At 60.5% G+C, this 15587-nt stretch carries 17 protein-coding genes and 1 pseudogene; 12 read left to right on the forward strand and 6 right to left on the reverse strand.

Annotated features, from left to right (window positions below; genetic code table 11):
• Positions 1 to 165 precede the first annotated feature (165 nt).
• From M0D69_RS06110 to gpmA, 3 genes are all read right to left on the reverse strand, one after another.
• The gene (locus M0D69_RS06110) at positions 166 to 924 is read right to left on the reverse strand and encodes a HesA/MoeB/ThiF family protein (protein WP_301781166.1); all 759 of its coding nucleotides are present in this window, start codon (positions 922 to 924) and stop codon (positions 166 to 168) included.
• A 246-nt stretch (positions 925 to 1170) separates the two neighbouring features.
• Positions 1171 to 2784: a S41 family peptidase gene (locus tag M0D69_RS06115; protein ID WP_301781167.1), complete on the reverse strand. Its 1614-nt coding sequence runs from the start codon at positions 2782 to 2784 to the stop codon at positions 1171 to 1173.
• A gap of 275 nt (positions 2785 to 3059) precedes the next feature.
• The gene (gene gpmA / locus M0D69_RS06120) at positions 3060 to 3806 is read right to left on the reverse strand and encodes a 2,3-diphosphoglycerate-dependent phosphoglycerate mutase (protein WP_301781168.1); all 747 of its coding nucleotides are present in this window, start codon (positions 3804 to 3806) and stop codon (positions 3060 to 3062) included.
• A 200-nt stretch (positions 3807 to 4006) separates the two neighbouring features.
• Here gpmA and M0D69_RS06125 point away from each other — a divergent pair, with 200 nt between their 5' ends.
• From M0D69_RS06125 to M0D69_RS06140, 4 genes are all read left to right on the forward strand, one after another.
• Positions 4007 to 4432 (forward strand): rhodanese-like domain-containing protein, encoded by a 426-nt coding sequence (locus tag M0D69_RS06125; protein ID WP_301781169.1) that lies wholly within the window; start codon positions 4007 to 4009, stop codon positions 4430 to 4432.
• Positions 4429 to 4689 (forward strand): glutaredoxin 3, encoded by a 261-nt coding sequence (gene grxC / locus M0D69_RS06130; protein WP_158937140.1) that lies wholly within the window; start codon positions 4429 to 4431, stop codon positions 4687 to 4689. The genes M0D69_RS06125 and grxC overlap by 4 nt, the downstream gene beginning before the upstream one ends.
• A 127-nt stretch (positions 4690 to 4816) precedes the next feature.
• Positions 4817 to 5290, forward strand: a complete 474-nt coding sequence (gene secB / locus M0D69_RS06135) for a protein-export chaperone SecB (RefSeq protein WP_047895563.1) — start codon at positions 4817 to 4819, stop codon at positions 5288 to 5290.
• A 24-nt stretch (positions 5291 to 5314) separates the two neighbouring features.
• Positions 5315 to 6313, forward strand: coding sequence for an NAD(P)H-dependent glycerol-3-phosphate dehydrogenase (locus tag M0D69_RS06140; RefSeq protein ID WP_301781170.1), 999 nt, complete (start codon positions 5315 to 5317; stop codon positions 6311 to 6313).
• A gap of 15 nt (positions 6314 to 6328) precedes the next feature.
• Here the strand turns inward: M0D69_RS06140 and trmL are convergent, their stop codons facing one another.
• Together trmL and M0D69_RS06150 are read right to left on the reverse strand one after the other, a co-directional pair.
• Positions 6329 to 6799 (reverse strand): tRNA (uridine(34)/cytosine(34)/5-carboxymethylaminomethyluridine(34)-2'-O)-methyltransferase TrmL, encoded by a 471-nt coding sequence (gene trmL, locus M0D69_RS06145; RefSeq protein WP_301781171.1) that lies wholly within the window; start codon positions 6797 to 6799, stop codon positions 6329 to 6331.
• Positions 6800 to 6818: 19 nt separating this feature from the next.
• Positions 6819 to 7617, reverse strand: a pseudogene (locus tag M0D69_RS06150) (phosphoribosyltransferase family protein).
• Between the two features lie 148 nt (positions 7618 to 7765).
• Between M0D69_RS06150 and M0D69_RS06155 the strand changes: the two are divergent.
• The 8 genes from M0D69_RS06155 to M0D69_RS06190 all read left to right on the forward strand — a co-directional run bounded on the left by M0D69_RS06155 (position 7766) and on the right by M0D69_RS06190 (position 15067).
• Positions 7766 to 8737, forward strand: a complete 972-nt coding sequence (locus M0D69_RS06155) for a methyltransferase domain-containing protein (RefSeq protein ID WP_301781172.1) — start codon at positions 7766 to 7768, stop codon at positions 8735 to 8737.
• A 292-nt stretch (positions 8738 to 9029) separates the two neighbouring features.
• Positions 9030 to 9506 (forward strand): DUF2244 domain-containing protein, encoded by a 477-nt coding sequence (locus M0D69_RS06160; RefSeq protein ID WP_301781173.1) that lies wholly within the window; start codon positions 9030 to 9032, stop codon positions 9504 to 9506.
• A gap of 165 nt (positions 9507 to 9671) precedes the next feature.
• The gene (coxB, locus tag M0D69_RS06165) at positions 9672 to 11303 is read left to right on the forward strand and encodes a cytochrome c oxidase subunit II (protein WP_301781174.1); all 1632 of its coding nucleotides are present in this window, start codon (positions 9672 to 9674) and stop codon (positions 11301 to 11303) included.
• An 85-nt stretch (positions 11304 to 11388) separates the two neighbouring features.
• Positions 11389 to 13008: a cytochrome c oxidase subunit I gene (ctaD, locus tag M0D69_RS06170; protein WP_301781175.1), complete on the forward strand. Its 1620-nt coding sequence runs from the start codon at positions 11389 to 11391 to the stop codon at positions 13006 to 13008.
• Positions 13009 to 13123: 115 nt separating this feature from the next.
• Positions 13124 to 13264 carry a cytochrome oxidase small assembly protein gene (locus M0D69_RS06175; protein WP_301781200.1) on the forward strand — a complete coding sequence of 47 codons (141 nt, stop codon included), beginning with the start codon at positions 13124 to 13126 and terminating at the stop codon, positions 13262 to 13264.
• Between the two features lie 5 nt (positions 13265 to 13269).
• Complete coding sequence (locus tag M0D69_RS06180; RefSeq protein WP_301781176.1) at positions 13270 to 13845, forward strand: cytochrome c oxidase assembly protein; 576 nt, start codon at positions 13270 to 13272, stop codon at positions 13843 to 13845.
• Positions 13846 to 13914: 69 nt separating this feature from the next.
• A complete protein-coding gene (locus M0D69_RS06185) occupies positions 13915 to 14121 on the forward strand; it encodes a DUF2970 domain-containing protein (protein ID WP_301781177.1) in 207 nt (68 codons plus the stop codon).
• An 88-nt stretch (positions 14122 to 14209) separates the two neighbouring features.
• Positions 14210 to 15067 carry a cytochrome c oxidase subunit 3 gene (locus tag M0D69_RS06190; protein ID WP_301781178.1) on the forward strand — a complete coding sequence of 286 codons (858 nt, stop codon included), beginning with the start codon at positions 14210 to 14212 and terminating at the stop codon, positions 15065 to 15067.
• A 298-nt stretch (positions 15068 to 15365) separates the two neighbouring features.
• On the opposite strand, the gene M0D69_RS06195 is transcribed toward M0D69_RS06190, so the two are convergent.
• Positions 15366 to 15575, reverse strand: a complete 210-nt coding sequence (locus M0D69_RS06195; protein WP_047895574.1) for a twin transmembrane helix small protein — start codon at positions 15573 to 15575, stop codon at positions 15366 to 15368.
• Positions 15576 to 15587: the final 12 nt, after the last annotated feature.

Below are 15587 nucleotides of genomic sequence, written 5' to 3' on the forward strand. Positions count from 1 at the left end.
GAAAGGCCAGCGACCAAGATAAGGCGGCCCGGCGATCAGGAAAATTGGAGAACTCTTAAATTTGAGACAGCGGCTGGAATGGGCGTTCGCCGAAGTGCGGGGCCGTTAGGCGAGCAAGGCTTTCGATGACCGCCGCCCTAGGCTTGATCTGGCTTACTGAACACACTATTTCTTCACATGCGTTCCGCACACGGGGCACGTCGCCTGCCGTGTGATGCGCATCGTGTTCCATTCCATGCGTAACGAGTCGAGCATCATCAGGCGGCCTTCGAGCGTCGTACCGAACCTGCCTATCACCCGTAACGCCTCGGCCGCCTGCATAGCGCCGATGATGCCCACCGTCGGCGAAAAGACGCCCATGGTCGAGCATGCGACTTCCTCGAACGCATCGTCGGGGGGGAACACGCAGGCGTAGCAGGGCGATTCGGCGGAGCGGAAGTCGAAGGTACTGATCTGGCCGTCGAAGCGAAGTGCGGCGCCGGAGACGAGCGGCACGCCGTGGGCGAAGCATGCGGCGTTGATCGCGTGGCGCGTGGCGAAGTTATCGGTGCAATCGAGTACAACAGTGGCGCGGGGAACGTGCGTGTTAAGCCAGTCTGCGCCGACGCGGATGGCGACGGTATTGATCTTCACACCGGGGTTGAGCGCAGTGAGCGCGTCGCGGGCGGAGTCCACCTTCGGCTTACCAACCGACGCGGTGACGTGCAGAATTTGACGCTGGAGATTGGTGAGATCGATGGAATCTGCATCGACCAGCGTGATCTCACCGACACCCGCCGCTGCCAGGTACATGGCGGCAGGCGATCCTAGCCCACCAGCGCCTATGACGATGGCGTGCGCATCGAGAAAGCGTTGTTGCGCTTCGATGCCGATTTCATCAACGAGGATGTGTCGGGAATAGCGGAGAAGCTGATCGTCGTTCATCGAGCGCTCAAGTGGGCTTCGACCGGCACGCTGTGAAGTTGGAAACAGGCGGACGGTCGCGAAACCACTATTTTAATCGCGTGAAACGAATCACACGATGCGGTGGTGCAGTCGGAGAACTAGCGATGTGAGGCGTGAGGGGTACAGCGCGGGCGGAAGAGCACTACGGTGACACGATTTTTTTGCTTACTGCTGAATCAGTCAGCGCGGACATCGAACCCGCGCTGACTGAAACTGAAACGAAACTTACTGTGTAGCCGAAGCCGGCACGGGTGCAGACGCGGGCGCCGGCGCGGCGTTCGCTCCCTGCGCGCCCGATGCAGGCGTTGCATCTGCCCCGGGCGTTGCCGGCAAGGCCGGTTTGACAATGATGGGAGCGGACGCCGACGGAGTCGGCTTGTCCTGCGCCAGCTTCCTTTCGGAATAAGACTTCGATTCCATCACAGGCTTGCCTTCGAGCTTGTTCAGCCCTTGCTGGAGCATGAAGTCATCGGGCGTGCCGAACTCAACCGGCTTGCGCTCGCGATCCTTGCGACGCTGCTCCGGCGTCTTCTTGTCGTTTTGCTCTTCAAGAAGCCGCAATTGCTCGAGCCGGTCCGCTTCACGGGCTTCCTGTTCCTTCTTCTCGTTCGGATCCTGTGTATTGGCCAAGTGGTTCGAATAGTCCACTTCGCGGGTGACGAGCGCATCGTCCGGATCGCCTTCTGCGTACTGATCGACCGGAACGTCCGGGCGAATACCCTTGTTCTGGATCGACTTGCCGCTTGGCGTGTAGTAATACGCGGTGGTCAGGCGCAGCGCGGTGTCGGCGGTCATCGGCCGGACGGTCTGAACCGAACCCTTGCCGAACGTGGTCTTGCCGACAATCAACGCGCGATGATGATCCTGCAGCGCGCCCGCGACAATCTCGGACGCCGACGCGGAGTACGCATTGGTCAACACGACCATTGGCACCTTCTTGAAGATATCCGGCAGGTTCTTCAGCGGATCGGAGTCGAAGGAGGGTAGGCGATAGTTGTCGAAGGTATCGCGGAAGGTTTGCTTCGCGTCCGCGATCTGTCCATTCGTCGATACCACCACAGCGTTATCCGGCAGGAACGCGCCGGCCACACCGACCGCGCTCTGCAGCAAACCGCCGCCGTTGTTACGCAGGTCAACCACGAGGCCCTTCAGGTCGGGCTGCTGGCGCGCGAGATCCTGCAACTTCGCGGCGAGATCCGGCACCGTGCGTTCCTGGAAGCTCGTGATCCGGATGTAGCCGTAACCCGGCGCCGGAATCTTCATCTTCACGCTCTGCACACGGATGAGCGCACGCGTGACCGTGATCGGGAAGGTGCGGTCGTCAGTCTTGCGGAAGATGGTCAGCGTGACCTTGGTGCCCGGATCGCCGCGCATTTGCTTGACGGCGTTATCCAGCGTCATGCCGCGTACCGGCTTGTCGTTGATGCGCGTGATCAGGTCGCCCGGACGAATGCCGGCGCGAAACGCAGGCGTGTCTTCGATAGGCGAAATCACCTTGATCAAGCCATCTTCCGACGAAATCTCGATACCGAGCCCCGCGAAGCGACCCTTGGTTTGCTCCTGAAGCTCCTCATAATCGGTTTTGTCGAGGTATGACGAATGCGGATCGAGGCTCGACACCATGCCTTTGATAGCAGCGGTGAGCAGTTTTTTATCGTCGACCGGTTCGACGTATTCATGCTTGATTTGCCCGAATACTTCGGCAAACAACCGCAATTGATCGAGCGGGAGAGGCGCGGTGGCGGCTTGCTGGGCTGATGCGGAGAGTTGCAGCGTTGCAAATGCGCCGGTAGCAAGGCCCGCGGCGATCAGGCCGATGTTTTTCAGGTTCTTTCGCATAGAGTCTGTTGCGGTCGGAAGCGGATTAGGCTGCGTCGTGGTTGATTGGGCAGTATAACTGCAAGCCTTGGACCACGACTTAATCGCAGCTTAAAGGGCTTTGCCGGGAAATAAATGGACGAGTTGTTTTTCTGGGCGGCGCTTTGAAAACTGCTATCCGGGCGCAAATGTCGGGCCCGCTTGGTTGAACGTATGAGGACGGTAATAAAACCGACGGCCGCGACTGCTGGTTCAAAGCATCCGAGGCTGTCGGTCAAGCCAGACACAGAACGCCGTTAACCTGCCTTCCCTTGTTTTGCGACCGCCGCCTGCGCCTTGGCAATTGCTTCCGGGTCGCCGAGATAATAGTGCTTGATCGGCTTCAGGTTTTCGTCGAGTTCATAAACGAGCGGCACGCCGTTCGGGACATTCAGGCCGACGATGTCGTCATCGGAAATTCCGTCCAGATACTTGATCAGCGCGCGCATGGAATTGCCATGCGCGGCAATCAGCACACGCCTGCCTGACTTGACGGCTGGCGCGATGGACTCGTTCCAGATGGGCAGCACGCGGGCGACCGTGTCCTTCAGGCATTCGGTCAGCGGCAACTGCTCGCGCGGCACTTTCGCGTAGCGCGGATCGTTGTATGACGTGCGTTCGTCGGACGGATCGAGCGCGGGGGGCGGCGTGTCGTAGCTTCTGCGCCAGATCAGCACTTGCTCGTCGCCGTATTTTTTGGCGGTCTCGGCTTTGTTCAGCCCGGATAGCGCGCCGTAATGCCGCTCGTTCAGCCGCCACGAATGGACGACCGGCAAGTACATTTCGTCCATCTGGTCTTGCACGTGCCAGAGCGTGCGGATCGCGCGCTTGAGCACCGATGTGTACGCAATATCGAAGCTGAAGCCGGCTTCCTTCAGCAGCAAGCCGGCCTGCTGGGCTTCACGGTTGCCTTGTTCGGTCAGGTCGACGTCGACCCAGCCTGTGAATCGGTTTTCCTTGTTCCACGTGGATTCGCCGTGGCGGATGAGCACTAGCTTGTACATGATGTCCGTTGAGAGGTCGGTTAGTTAGGAAGCGGCAAAAAAGCGGGAAACTGGCATCGATTCTGTGCGGCAACGCGTTCTGGCGCAACTCGGCCGATAGGCCGAGTCCATCGCGGAGGACGGTTATTTTATAATGGCTGGATTGTCCCGATTTTTTTCGACCTTTCATTTTTCCACACTCCCAATCCGGCGGTCCCGACGTGAAGTTTTTCACCGATTACACCAACCTTGTTCTTATCGCGGTCGCCCTCATTTCTGGTGGGTTGCTGCTTTGGCCGACGCTTGTCCGGCGCGGCCGCGGCAGCGTTTCGGCGCCGGAAGCCATTCAGCTGATCAACCGGCGTAACGCCGCGGTGATCGACGTGCGGCCGGCTGCCGAGTATTCGCAGGGGCACCTGCCGGCGGCGCGAAACTTCGAGCTCACGGAGCTCCAAGCAAAAATTGGCCAAATCGCGAAGAATAAGAGCAATCCGGTCTTGCTCGTGTGTCAGACCGGCCAGCAGTCCCAGAAGGCGAGCCGGATCGTGAGCGATGCAGGTTATGCCGAAGTCCACGTATTGCAGGGCGGACTGGATGCCTGGCAGAAAGCCGGCATGCCGGTCGTGAAACAAGGAGCGGTAAAGTGAATAAAGTGATCATGTACAGCACGCAGGTGTGCCCGTATTGCCAGATGGCCGAACGTCTACTAAAGTCGCGCGGCGTCGAAAATGTTGAGAAGGTGCTGATCGACCGTGATCCGGCGCGACGTGAAGAAATGATGACGCGTACGGGGCGCCGTACGGTGCCGCAAGTGTTTATCGGTGAGACGCATGTTGGCGGTTACGACGATCTGTCGGCGCTCGATCGCAAAGGCGGCCTGGTGCCGCTGCTCGAGGCCGCCTGACACGTCGGACCCGGAGCGTCGGCGTCGGCCTGAATGCGTTCGCTACGCAATTAAGCAGCTCGCGGCTTTCAGCCGGAAAAACCGGAAAAACCACGAGCTGCACATTAAATAATCAAGGGAATCAACCATGTCTGACGACAACAACCAGCCGTTCTTCAACATCCAGCGCATCTACTTGAAGGACATGTCGCTCGAACAGCCCAACTCGCCGGGCATCTTCCTCGAGCAGGAAATGCCGTCGGTGGAAGTGGAAGTGGACGTGAAGGCCGAGCGCCTTGCGGAAAGCGTGTTCGAAGTGCTGGTAACGGGCACCGTGACCGCGAAGGTGTCCGACAAGGTCGCGTTCCTGATCGAAGCCAAGCAAGCCGGTATTTTCGACATTCGCAACATTCCCGCCGATCAAATCGATCCGCTGGTGGGCATTGCGTGCCCGACCATCCTGTTCCCGTACTTGCGCTCGAATATTGCCGACGCCATTACCCGCGCCGGTTTCCCGCCGATCCACCTCGCCGAGATCAATTTCCAGGCGCTGTACGAACAACGTATTTCGCAGTTGTCGGCGGCTCAGGAAGGCGTGGCCAACGGCGCGACGCTGAACTAAATCCCGCACATTCCGGAGCCGGGCATGCAAGTAGCCGTTCTCGGCGCCGGTGCGTGGGGCACCGCACTGGCTGGCCATCTGGCCACTCGCCACTCTACGGTGCTCTGGGCGCGCGATCGCGCGCTCGTCGAGTCACTGTCCCATTCGCGTGAAAACGAGCGCTATCTGCGCGGCATAACGCTGCCCGCATCGCTTCAGTACGATCCCGATCTCGCTTCCGCCCTGACCCATGGCGCGGCTGAAGACGCACTGTGCGTGGTTGCCGCGCCGGTCGCAGGCCTGCGCGCGTTATGCCGGAACATGCGCGAATTGGGCGTTGTTCCGGCGCATATCGTCTGGTTGTGCAAGGGTTTCGAAGCGGACACGCAATGTCTGCCGAACGAGGTGGTTGCGGCCGAATTGCCGCAACACGCGAGCAACGGCACGTTATCCGGACCGAGCTTCGCGCGTGAGGTCGGGCAAGGTCTGCCCGTGGCGCTGACGATCGCGAGCGCGTCGGCGACGCTTGCCGAGCGCACGGTCGCGGCTTTTCATCACGGGGCCATGCGAATCTATACCGGTGACGACGTCATCGGCGTAGAAGTGGGCGGCGCGGTGAAGAACGTGCTGGCGATTGCAACCGGAATTGCCGATGGACTCGGTCTGGGCCTGAACGCCCGGGCCGCGTTGATTACGCGCGGACTGGCCGAGATGTCGCGGCTCGGCGTGGCGCTCGGCGGGCGCGCGGAAACCTTCAATGGCCTGACCGGAGTCGGCGATCTGATTCTGACGGCGACTGGGGATTTGTCGCGTAATCGCACGGTCGGGATGCAGTTGGCAACGGGCCGTTCGCTCACCGATATCCTCGCGGCGCTTGGCCATGTGGCCGAAGGTGTGCGATGCGCGCGGGCCGTGCTGGCGCTGGCCGAGGCCCATGGCATCGATATGCCGATCACACACGCCGTGTGTCGCGTGTTATTCGAGAATGTCGCCCCGCGTGACGCGGTTCAGGCGCTGCTGAGCCGCGATTCCAAAGCGGAGTGACAGGCTTGGCGAAGTCTATTCGCCACCCTCGAACCCTGTCTGACGCCACGCTTCGAACGTCACGACCGCCACCGTATTCGACAAATTCAAACTTCGATTGCCCGGTCGCATCGGTAGACGCACGCGGCGGTCGTTCGTGAACTGCGTGAGCACCGTGTCCGACAGGCCCCGGGTTTCTGCGCCGAACACGAACCAGTCACCGGCCTTGAACGTGTGCCCGAAAAACGGCGTCGAGCCACGCGTGGTGAAGGCAAACATGCGGCTCACGTCGGGCGTTTCGGTTTCCAGGAACGTCTCCCAGTCCGCATGCACATCCATTTGTGCGTACTCGTGGTAATCGAGGCCGGCGCGGCGCATTTTGGCGTCGTCGAGAGGGAAACCGAGCGGCTCGATCAGATGCAAGCGGGCGCCTGTATTGGCGCATAGCCGGATCACGTTGCCGGTGTTCGGCGGAATTTCAGGTTCGACCAGTACGACATTGAACATTAGCGATAACTCTTGAAAATTAGTCTTGCGGCGTGCGCAGCGCGACGAAGTTGGTAACGCGCCGCGCGCCGGCGGCTTTCAGCGTAAAGGCCCGCGCGTCGAGCGTGGCGCCGGAGGTCATGACGTCGTCGACGATAGCCACGTGCTGGCCGCGTATATTGCGCTGCACCTTGAACGCATCGCCGACGTTGCGGCGCCGCGTATCGAGATCGAGCTTCGCTTGCGGCGCGGTGTCCCGAGTGCGCTCGATCAGCGCTGCGTCGGCAAACGCGCCGAGCCGGCGGGCGAGTGGTTTGCCGATCGACCACGCCTGGTTGTAGCCGCGAACCCTCAGACGCCGGCGCGACAACGGCACCGGCGCGACGATATCCGGGGCCGCTGCATCGGTTGCCTCGAATGCGGCCTGCAACTGGCGTGCGAATTCCTCTGCGGTTGCCAGCCGGGCGTGAAACTTGAGATCGAGCGCGAGTGTATCGAGTGGCGCGTGGTAATCGGCCAGCGCGATCGTCGCATCGAAATGCGGCGGCTCCGCAATACAACGTCTGCAAGATGGCTGCGCTCCACCCGCTGCCCTTGATTGCGGCAAAAATCGGCATGGACAGAGCACAGACCGGGCACCGCGTGCGTGTCTGGTTCCAATACTGTTCATCGCAGCCCGCACACAACACCTTCTGCGACAAATTGCCACACAATGCGCACTGATTGGGCAACGCGATGTCACGGATCTGGCCGAGCCACCGCGTGGCGGCGGCAAAAGCCGTGCGTAGCGAGCCTGGACCGCGTGATGCGACCCAAAACCGTAGATTCATACGTTCGATCCAAATAATGCGTGGTTGCGCAAAAAGCCGCCGTGAGTGCGCCTATAGCCGCACTGGCAAACAGGCGGAAACCGTTGCGCTGTCTGGTTTAGCCGAACGTTTCAGGAATCGACCGAGTATACTTCGCACTCTTATAAAGCAGGTTGTCATGTCCCCAACTCCCGCCAACGCTGGCCGTCCGGCCTACGATTCGCGCCGTCTGAAGCGAATTTTCGACCGTCGCGCCGCAACGTTCGATGACGTCGCGTTCCTGCCGCGCGAGATCGCGCAGCGCATGCGCGAGCGGCTCGACTACATCAAGGTAACGCCTACGCGCGTGCTCGATGCGGGTTGCGGCATGGGTGCCGACCTGCCGGGCCTGCGCGAGCGTTTCGCCGAGGCCTCGGTGCTCGGCATGGATTTGTCGGCGGCGATGCTGGCCCGGGCGAACCAGGCCGAAATGGTCGAATCTGACGCCAACGCCGGCTGGCGGCGGTTTCTTCCCGCCTCGCTGGGCAAGGCATTCGGCGCGCGCGGTCCGCAACTGGCGCAGGCCGACTTCGCGGAACTGCCGTTCGCTGCCAGCGCCTTCGAAATGCTCTGGTCGAACCTCGCGCTGCACTGGCATGCGCGGCCCGACCTCGTGTTTCCGGAATGGGCGCGCGTGCTCAAGGTGAACGGCCTGCTGATGTTCAGCACGTTGGGTCCCGACACGCTGAAAGAGCTCACTGGCGCGTACGCGCAGGCGGAAAAGTCCCTGGGCTTGGCGCCGCAGCGGCACACCATCGAATTCGTCGATATGCACGATCTCGGCGACATGCTGGTCGAGAGCGGTTTCGAGATCCCGGTGATGGATCAGGAGGTGCTGACGATCACGTACAAGTCGCCGGAATCGCTGCTGAAAGACGTGCGCCGATGGGGCGCTTATCCGCGCGACGCGGCCCCGCAAACCCATGCTCGGGCGGTGCGTGACGCGCTTCACGCGGCGCTCGAAGCGCGTCGTCGTGAAGACGGCACGATCCCGCTGACCTTTGAAGTGATCTATGGGCACGCATGGAAGGCGGTGCCGCGAATGACGGCGGAAGGGCACGGTATTGTGAGGCTTGAAGACATAGGACGAGGCTCAAAACGAAGCAAGTAAACAAGTCACGAACGCCTTTGTCACCCCTCGAATGCACGCGTTGACAAGCATCCAAAAGGATGCGGCAAAAGGGCGCAGAGGCTTGTGCGGCTTGGCTTTGCGGCGTGCACCACCTTGCTTGTGGATGCTGGGCAACGCGCCTATAATGCGTCAGTTTGTCGCCTGGCTGGCATGATTTTGGGTGCATTCCGAGTGAGTTGCGAACAATACGTGAGCAGTGAGCGAGCAATAAGCAAGCAGCACATGAGCGGTACGCGGCACGGGTGAGAGAAATCTGACGCGGGAGACGGCGATGCAAACAACGGATCTGCCGATGGACACCGAACCGGTTGTCAAAGACTGGTTGATCAAGCGGAACTGTTCTGCCTCGCCGCGGCAATTCGTGGCCTTTTATGTGTCCCTGGCGCTGTTTTCGTTGCTGATCGCGAGTTTGCTAGTGTGGGCAGGCGCTTGGCTGGTGCTGCCTTTTACTGGTATCGAGTTGCTGGCGGTCGGTATCGCGTTCGTCATTTACGCGCGGCATGCTGTCGACTACGAGCGGATTCTGCTGTTTCACGACCGGCTTCTGATCGAACGGATGGATGCCGAAACGCTGACGCAGATGGAGTTCAATCCGCGCTGGGTGCGAGTGGAACCGGGGGCCACGCCGAGAGATCCGGTGAAGCTCGTATCACGGGGACAGTCGGTGCCTGTCGGGATACATCTGGCGCAGCATCGTCGCAAGCAGTTTGCCGTCGAGTTGCGCACGTGGCTGATGCGCTGCAACTGAAACGCGCTGGTGCGTGCAGGCAAGGCGGCGTTGCACAGTTTTGGCAGATCAATGCGCAGGAAAAGCAGAAAGCGGCACACGCATCGACACGCGCCGCCGAGCGAATCGTTTCCTGAGGAGGCGATGCATGAATCGGACGAGTGCCTACGGGGGTCGAGGGTCTGAATGGAAATTTTGGGTAAGGAAGCTATGAAAACAATCAAGCGAGCCCTGTCGGGCGTGCTGGCGTTAAGCGGACTCCTGTTCGCCGGCGCAGCCCTGGCGGTCAGTGACGTTCCCGGCGGTCCTGGAGTGAATGAACTCAACTTCCAGACGCCGGTGACGAAGATCGCCGAAGAGCTCTACGGCCTCCATACGTTCATGCTGATCATCTGTACGGTGATTTTCCTCGGCGTGTTCGGCGTGATGTTCTATTCCGTCCTGATGCATCGCAAGTCGAAAGGCCATAAGGCTTCGAACTTCCACGAAAGCACCACCGTCGAAATCATCTGGACCATCGTCCCGTTTGTGATAGTCGTGCTGATGGCGCTGCCGGCCACCAGGGCCGTGGTTGCCATGAAAGACACCACCAACGCCGATCTGACCGTGAAGGTGACCGGTTATCAGTGGAAGTGGGGTTATGACTACGTGAAGGGACCGGGCGAAGGCATCAACTTCCTGTCCACGCTGTCCACGCCGCGCAGCCAGGTAAATGGTCAGCAGCCAATTGGCGAGCTGTATCTGCAAGAAGTCGACAACCCGCTCGTGGTTCCGGTCGACAAGAAAATCCGCATCATCACCACCGCTAACGACGTCGTCCACTCGTGGTACGTCCCGGCATTCGGCGTGAAGCAGGACGCGATCCCCGGTTTCGTGCGCGACACATGGTTCAAGGCCGAGAAGATCGGCACGTTCCGCGGCTTCTGTACCGAGTTGTGCGGCAAGGAACACGCGTACATGCCGGTCGTGGTCGAAGTGTTGTCGGCTGATGACTATGCAGCGTGGGTCGATGGCCAGAAGAAGAAAATGGCCGCCAGCGCTGACGATCCCAACAAGACCTACACGATGGACGAGCTGAAGGCGCGTGGCGCGCAGGTCTATACGTCGAATTGCGCGGTCTGCCACCAGCCGACCGGCAAGGGCGCGGGCCAGTTTCCGGCGCTCGACGGCAGCAAGGTCGCCAATGGTCCGATTGCTGAACATGTGAGCATTGTGTTGAAGGGCAAGGGCGCGATGCCGAATTGGGGCACGGCGCTGAACGACGTCGAGATCGCTTCGGTGATCACGTACGAACGCAATACCTGGGGCAACCACACGGGCGACATCCTGCAGCCGAAGCAAGTCGCCGATGCACGTAACGGCAAGATGCCAGAAGGTGGCGATCATCTGGCGGCAGCGGGCGCGGCGGCAGGTTCGGACGTCGCGGCGAGCGGCGCGGAAGCGGCAAGCGCGGCTCCGGCAGCGTCCGCGGCACCGGCATCGGACACTGCGGCTCAGTCGGCTTCGCTGCCGGCTAGCGTGTACTTCGAGACGGGCAAGGATGTTTTGCCCGCCGACGCCGCCAGCGCGATCCAGGCTGCTGCCGACTACGCGAAGGCACATCCGGACGCGAAGCTGACGTTGTCCGGTTTCACCGACGCAACCGGCTCCGCCGCCAAGAACGCTGAACTCGCGAAGGCGCGTGCGCAGGCCGTTCGCGACGCGCTGAAAGCCGCGGGCGTAGCGGAAGACCGCATTGTTTTGAAGAAGCCGGAAACGATCACGGGCGGTGCTGACGCGAGAGAAGCACGGCGTGTAGAGATTAGTCCGGCTGCCTGACGTACCGGTTCGTCCAGTTTCCTTCTGAAAGGAAGCTGGCGTAGCGTAACGCCAAGTGCCGCAGTATTCGCTTTAGGAGATTGTCATGTCTAGCATCGGACACGATGTAACCGCGGGCCACGAACATGGTCACGCTCACGACGAGCACGCGCACGAACTGCCGTACGGCTGGCGTCGCTGGTTGTTCGCGACGAACCACAAGGACATCGGTACCTTGTACCTGTTGTTCTCGTTCATCATGTTCCTCTCCGGGGGCGTGATGGCGCTAATGATCCGCGCCGAGCTCTTCGAGCCGGGCCTGCAGATCATGCGTCCCGAGTTCTTCAACCAGTTGACCACCATGCACGGCCTGATCATGGTGTTCGGCGCGATCATGCCGGCGTTCGTCGGTTTCGCGAACTGGATGATTCCGCTGCAGATCGGCGCGTCGGACATGGCCTTCGCACGGATGAACAACTTCAGCTTCTGGCTGCTGCCGGTTGCCGCCATCTTGCTGATCACGTCGTTCTTCGTTCCCGGCGGCGCGACCGCTGCGGGCTGGACGCTGTACGCACCGCTCTCCACGCAGATGGGCCCGGGCATGGACTTCGCCATTTTCGCGATCCACCTGATGGGTGCGTCGTCGATCATGGGCGGGATCAACATTGTCGTGACGATTCTGAACATGCGCGCGCCCGGCATGACGCTGATGAAGATGCCGATGTTCTCCTGGACCTGGCTGATCACCGCCTACCTCTTGATTGCCGTGATGCCGGTGCTGGCAGGCGCGATCACCATGGTGCTGTTCGATCGCCACTTCGGCACGTCGTTCTTCAACGCAGCGGGCGGCGGCGACCCGGTGATGTACCAGCATATCTTCTGGTTCTTCGGGCATCCCGAGGTGTACATCATGATCCTGCCGGCGTTCGGGATTGTGTCGCAGGTGATTCCGGCGTTCTCGCGCAAGCCGCTGTTCGGCTATAGCTCGATGGTGTATGCAACTTCGTCCATCGCGATTCTCTCGTTCATGGTCTGGGCGCACCACATGTTCGCCACCGGCATGCCGGTGACGGGCCAGCTTTTCTTCATGTACGCGACCATGCTGATCGCGGTGCCCACGGGCGTGAAGGTGTTCAACTGGGTCGCGACCATGTGGCGCGGTTCGTTGAGCTTCGAGACGCCCATGCTGTTCGCCATCGGCTTCCTGTTCGTGTTCACCATGGGCGGGTTCACGGGCCTGATCCTCTCCATGGCGCCGCTCGATATCCAGATGCACGGGACTTACTACGTGGTGGCCCACTTCCACTACGTGTTGGTGGCGGGGTCGCTGTTCGCGCTCTTCTCCGGTTGGTATTACTGGTCGCCGAAGTGGACGGGCTGGATGTATAACGAGACGCGCGGCAAGATCCACTTCTGGGCGTCGATGATCTTCTTCAACATCACGTTCTTCCCGATGCACTTCCTGGGCCTCGCCGGCATGCCGCGTCGTTATGCGGATTACCCGGCGCAGTTCACGGACTTCAATCAGATTGCGACGATCGGTGCGTTTGGTTTCGGTCTGGCGCAGGTGTACTTCCTGTTCGCTGTGGCGTTGCCGGCGTATCGCGGCGGTGGCGAACTGGTTAAGGCTGACGATAAGCCGTGGGACGGCGCCGAAGGTCTGGAATGGACCGTGCCGAGCCCGGCTCCGTTTCATACGTTCGAACAGCCGCCGCACGTGGAATAAGCGCGTGGAGTGAAGCCAGGCAGCGCGTGCCGTCGTTGGATGTTGCAAAACGGGACGCGCGCCACGCAGGACAATGACAGCGAAGCGCATGACTAGCGGAATAAAGCCTGAACGCATGACCCGGAATTTACAGAAGCAACGCACGCCTGCGGAAGTTCGCGCGGGCAACAAGCGGCTCGGCCTGATCCTGCTGGCAGTAGCCGCGGTGTTTTTTCTGGCGGTAGTCGTCGATCAGTACGTGCGCTCAAGAGGTTAAGGAAGGTGTCGACGCCTCAAGAGATCAAGGAAGACCGCGCGTTCAACCGCTCGATGATGGTCAAGCTGATTGTCGTGGCGGCGGCCATGTTTGGTTTCGGGTTTGCGCTCGTGCCAATGTACCGCGCGATCTGCTCGATCACCGGCATCAACAATCTGGTGCAGCGCGATGTAGGCGCGCGCGAGGCGAAGAACACGCAGGTCGATACGAGCCGCACGATTTCCATCGAATTCGATGCCAACGCGCGCGGTCCCTTGCAGTTCAAGCCGGAACAGAACACGCTGGACGTGCATCCGGGCGAAGTGATGACGGTGATGTACGAGGTGACCAACCAGCAGGGCCGCACGGTGCAGGCGCAAGCCATTCCGAGCTACGCGCCGATGCAGGCCACCGAGTACTTCAAGAAGATTGAGTGTTTTTGTTTTACGCAGCAAACGTTGAAGCCGAACGAGACGCGGCGCATGCCCGTAGTGTTCGTGGTGGATCCGAAGCTGCCGAAGGATGTGAAAACGATCACGTTGTCGTACACATTCTTCGAGTTGAGCACGCCCGCGTCGGTTTCGCGGAGCAGCGGTATTTAGTAGGGCTGCGCCTGTAGCAAACGCGCGCGGCTCCAGTTCATAAGCCGCTCCAGGCGGCGGAGACGCAAGATGGTTGAAACACAAAAGCCGGCGCCGAAGAGCAGTTTTCTCCGGTTGCTGAAGGTGGTTTTCTGGTCGTTCTTCGGCGTGCGCCGTCGGCGTGATCTGGAAAGCGATACCTCGCTCAATCCGCTGCATGTGGTTGCGGCCGGGATTATCGGGGCGGTGCTGTTTATCGTCGTGTTGCTGGTGGTGGTGAGGGCGGTGGTGGGATAAAGCCAGTGGTGTCGCTGCAGATGGATCGAACTGCGGCGCCGGTGGCAGCAAAAAATTCAAGCAACTGGATCGAAGTGGAGAATCAATAATGAGCGGTCAAAACGAAAGCCCATACTATTTCGTCCCGCACCCGTCGAGACATCCGATCATGGCCGCCACCGGCCTGCTGATCTCGATGGCTTCGCTGGCGTCGTGGGTCAATGGTGAACCGTGGGCGCCGATCACGTTCGTCATCGGCCTGCTTTGGCTGCTGTACACGCTGTGGCACTGGTTCGGAGACTCCATCGGCGAATCCGAAGGCGGGATGTACGGCAAGAACGTGGATTTGTCGTACCGATGGAGCATGAGCTGGTTCATCTTCTCCGAAGTGATGTTCTTCGCGGCGTTCTTCGGCGCGTTGTTCTACGCACGCCAGATTGCGCTGCACGAACTGGGCAGCCTCGATTACAAGTTGATCTGGCCGGACTTCAGTGCCGTGTGGCCGAACAATGGTCCCGCCGCGCTTGTGCCGCACTTCCGTTCCATGACGCCGTGGCCGCTGCCGACGATCAACACCGCGCTGCTGCTGAGTTCAGGCGCGACGCTGACTGTCGCTCACCATGCGCTGCGCGAGAATCATCGGAACAAAACAATTATCTGGCTGGGCGCGACCATTCTGCTTGGTCTCTGCTTCCTGTTCTGCCAGGGCTACGAGTATTTCCACGCTTACAACGAGCTGAACCTGACGCTGGCTTCAGGCGTGTACGGTTCCACGTTCTTCCTGCTGACGGGTTTCCACGGTTTCCACGTGTTCCTCGGCGGCACGATGCTCACTGTCGTTCTCGTGCGCGTGATCCGTGGGCACTTCACGGCGGAGCATCACTTCGCGTTTGAAGGCGCCGCGTGGTACTGGCACTTCGTGGACGTAGTGTGGCTCGGGTTGTACGTGGTCGTGTACTGGCTGTAAGCGTTCAGGCTGGAAGGGCGCGGCGGGTTGATCCAGCCACGTGCGGTTTGGCAGGATAGTTTGAAGTCGATTGAAAAAGATGCTTTGCAAAGCGCCGCCTCGACCTGACTCGGGCGGCGTTTTGCTTTTGGATGCGGCTTAGTGCGAATGCTGCTGCGGAATTGTTGAAAAGTGTTTCCCGATGCGCCGTTTTGTCGCAGCGCCGAGCGCAACGGCCCGCTAGTATTCCGCGAACCTTCGCGCTGCCTGGAAGCCCAAGCTCACGCGCTTCTCGGCGTCCGCATCTCGGCGTCCGCTCTCAGCGTCCGAGCGGAATTCCGGTGGACTGGATCCAGCCCATCCAGTGCGCGAACAGGATGAAGAGAAACAGTGAGATCGACAGCCCGACCCGCATGGCAAGCGACCACACCATGCGCTTGGTCTTGCCCTTGTCGGTCATCATGAAGTACAGCGCCGAACCCAGGCTCGCGATGATGAGAATGAATGCAATGGCAACGAATATGTGCATGAAAACAGCCAG

The organism is Caballeronia sp. SEWSISQ10-4 2 (assembly GCF_030464885.1).
Lineage (GTDB): Bacteria > Pseudomonadota > Gammaproteobacteria > Burkholderiales > Burkholderiaceae > Caballeronia.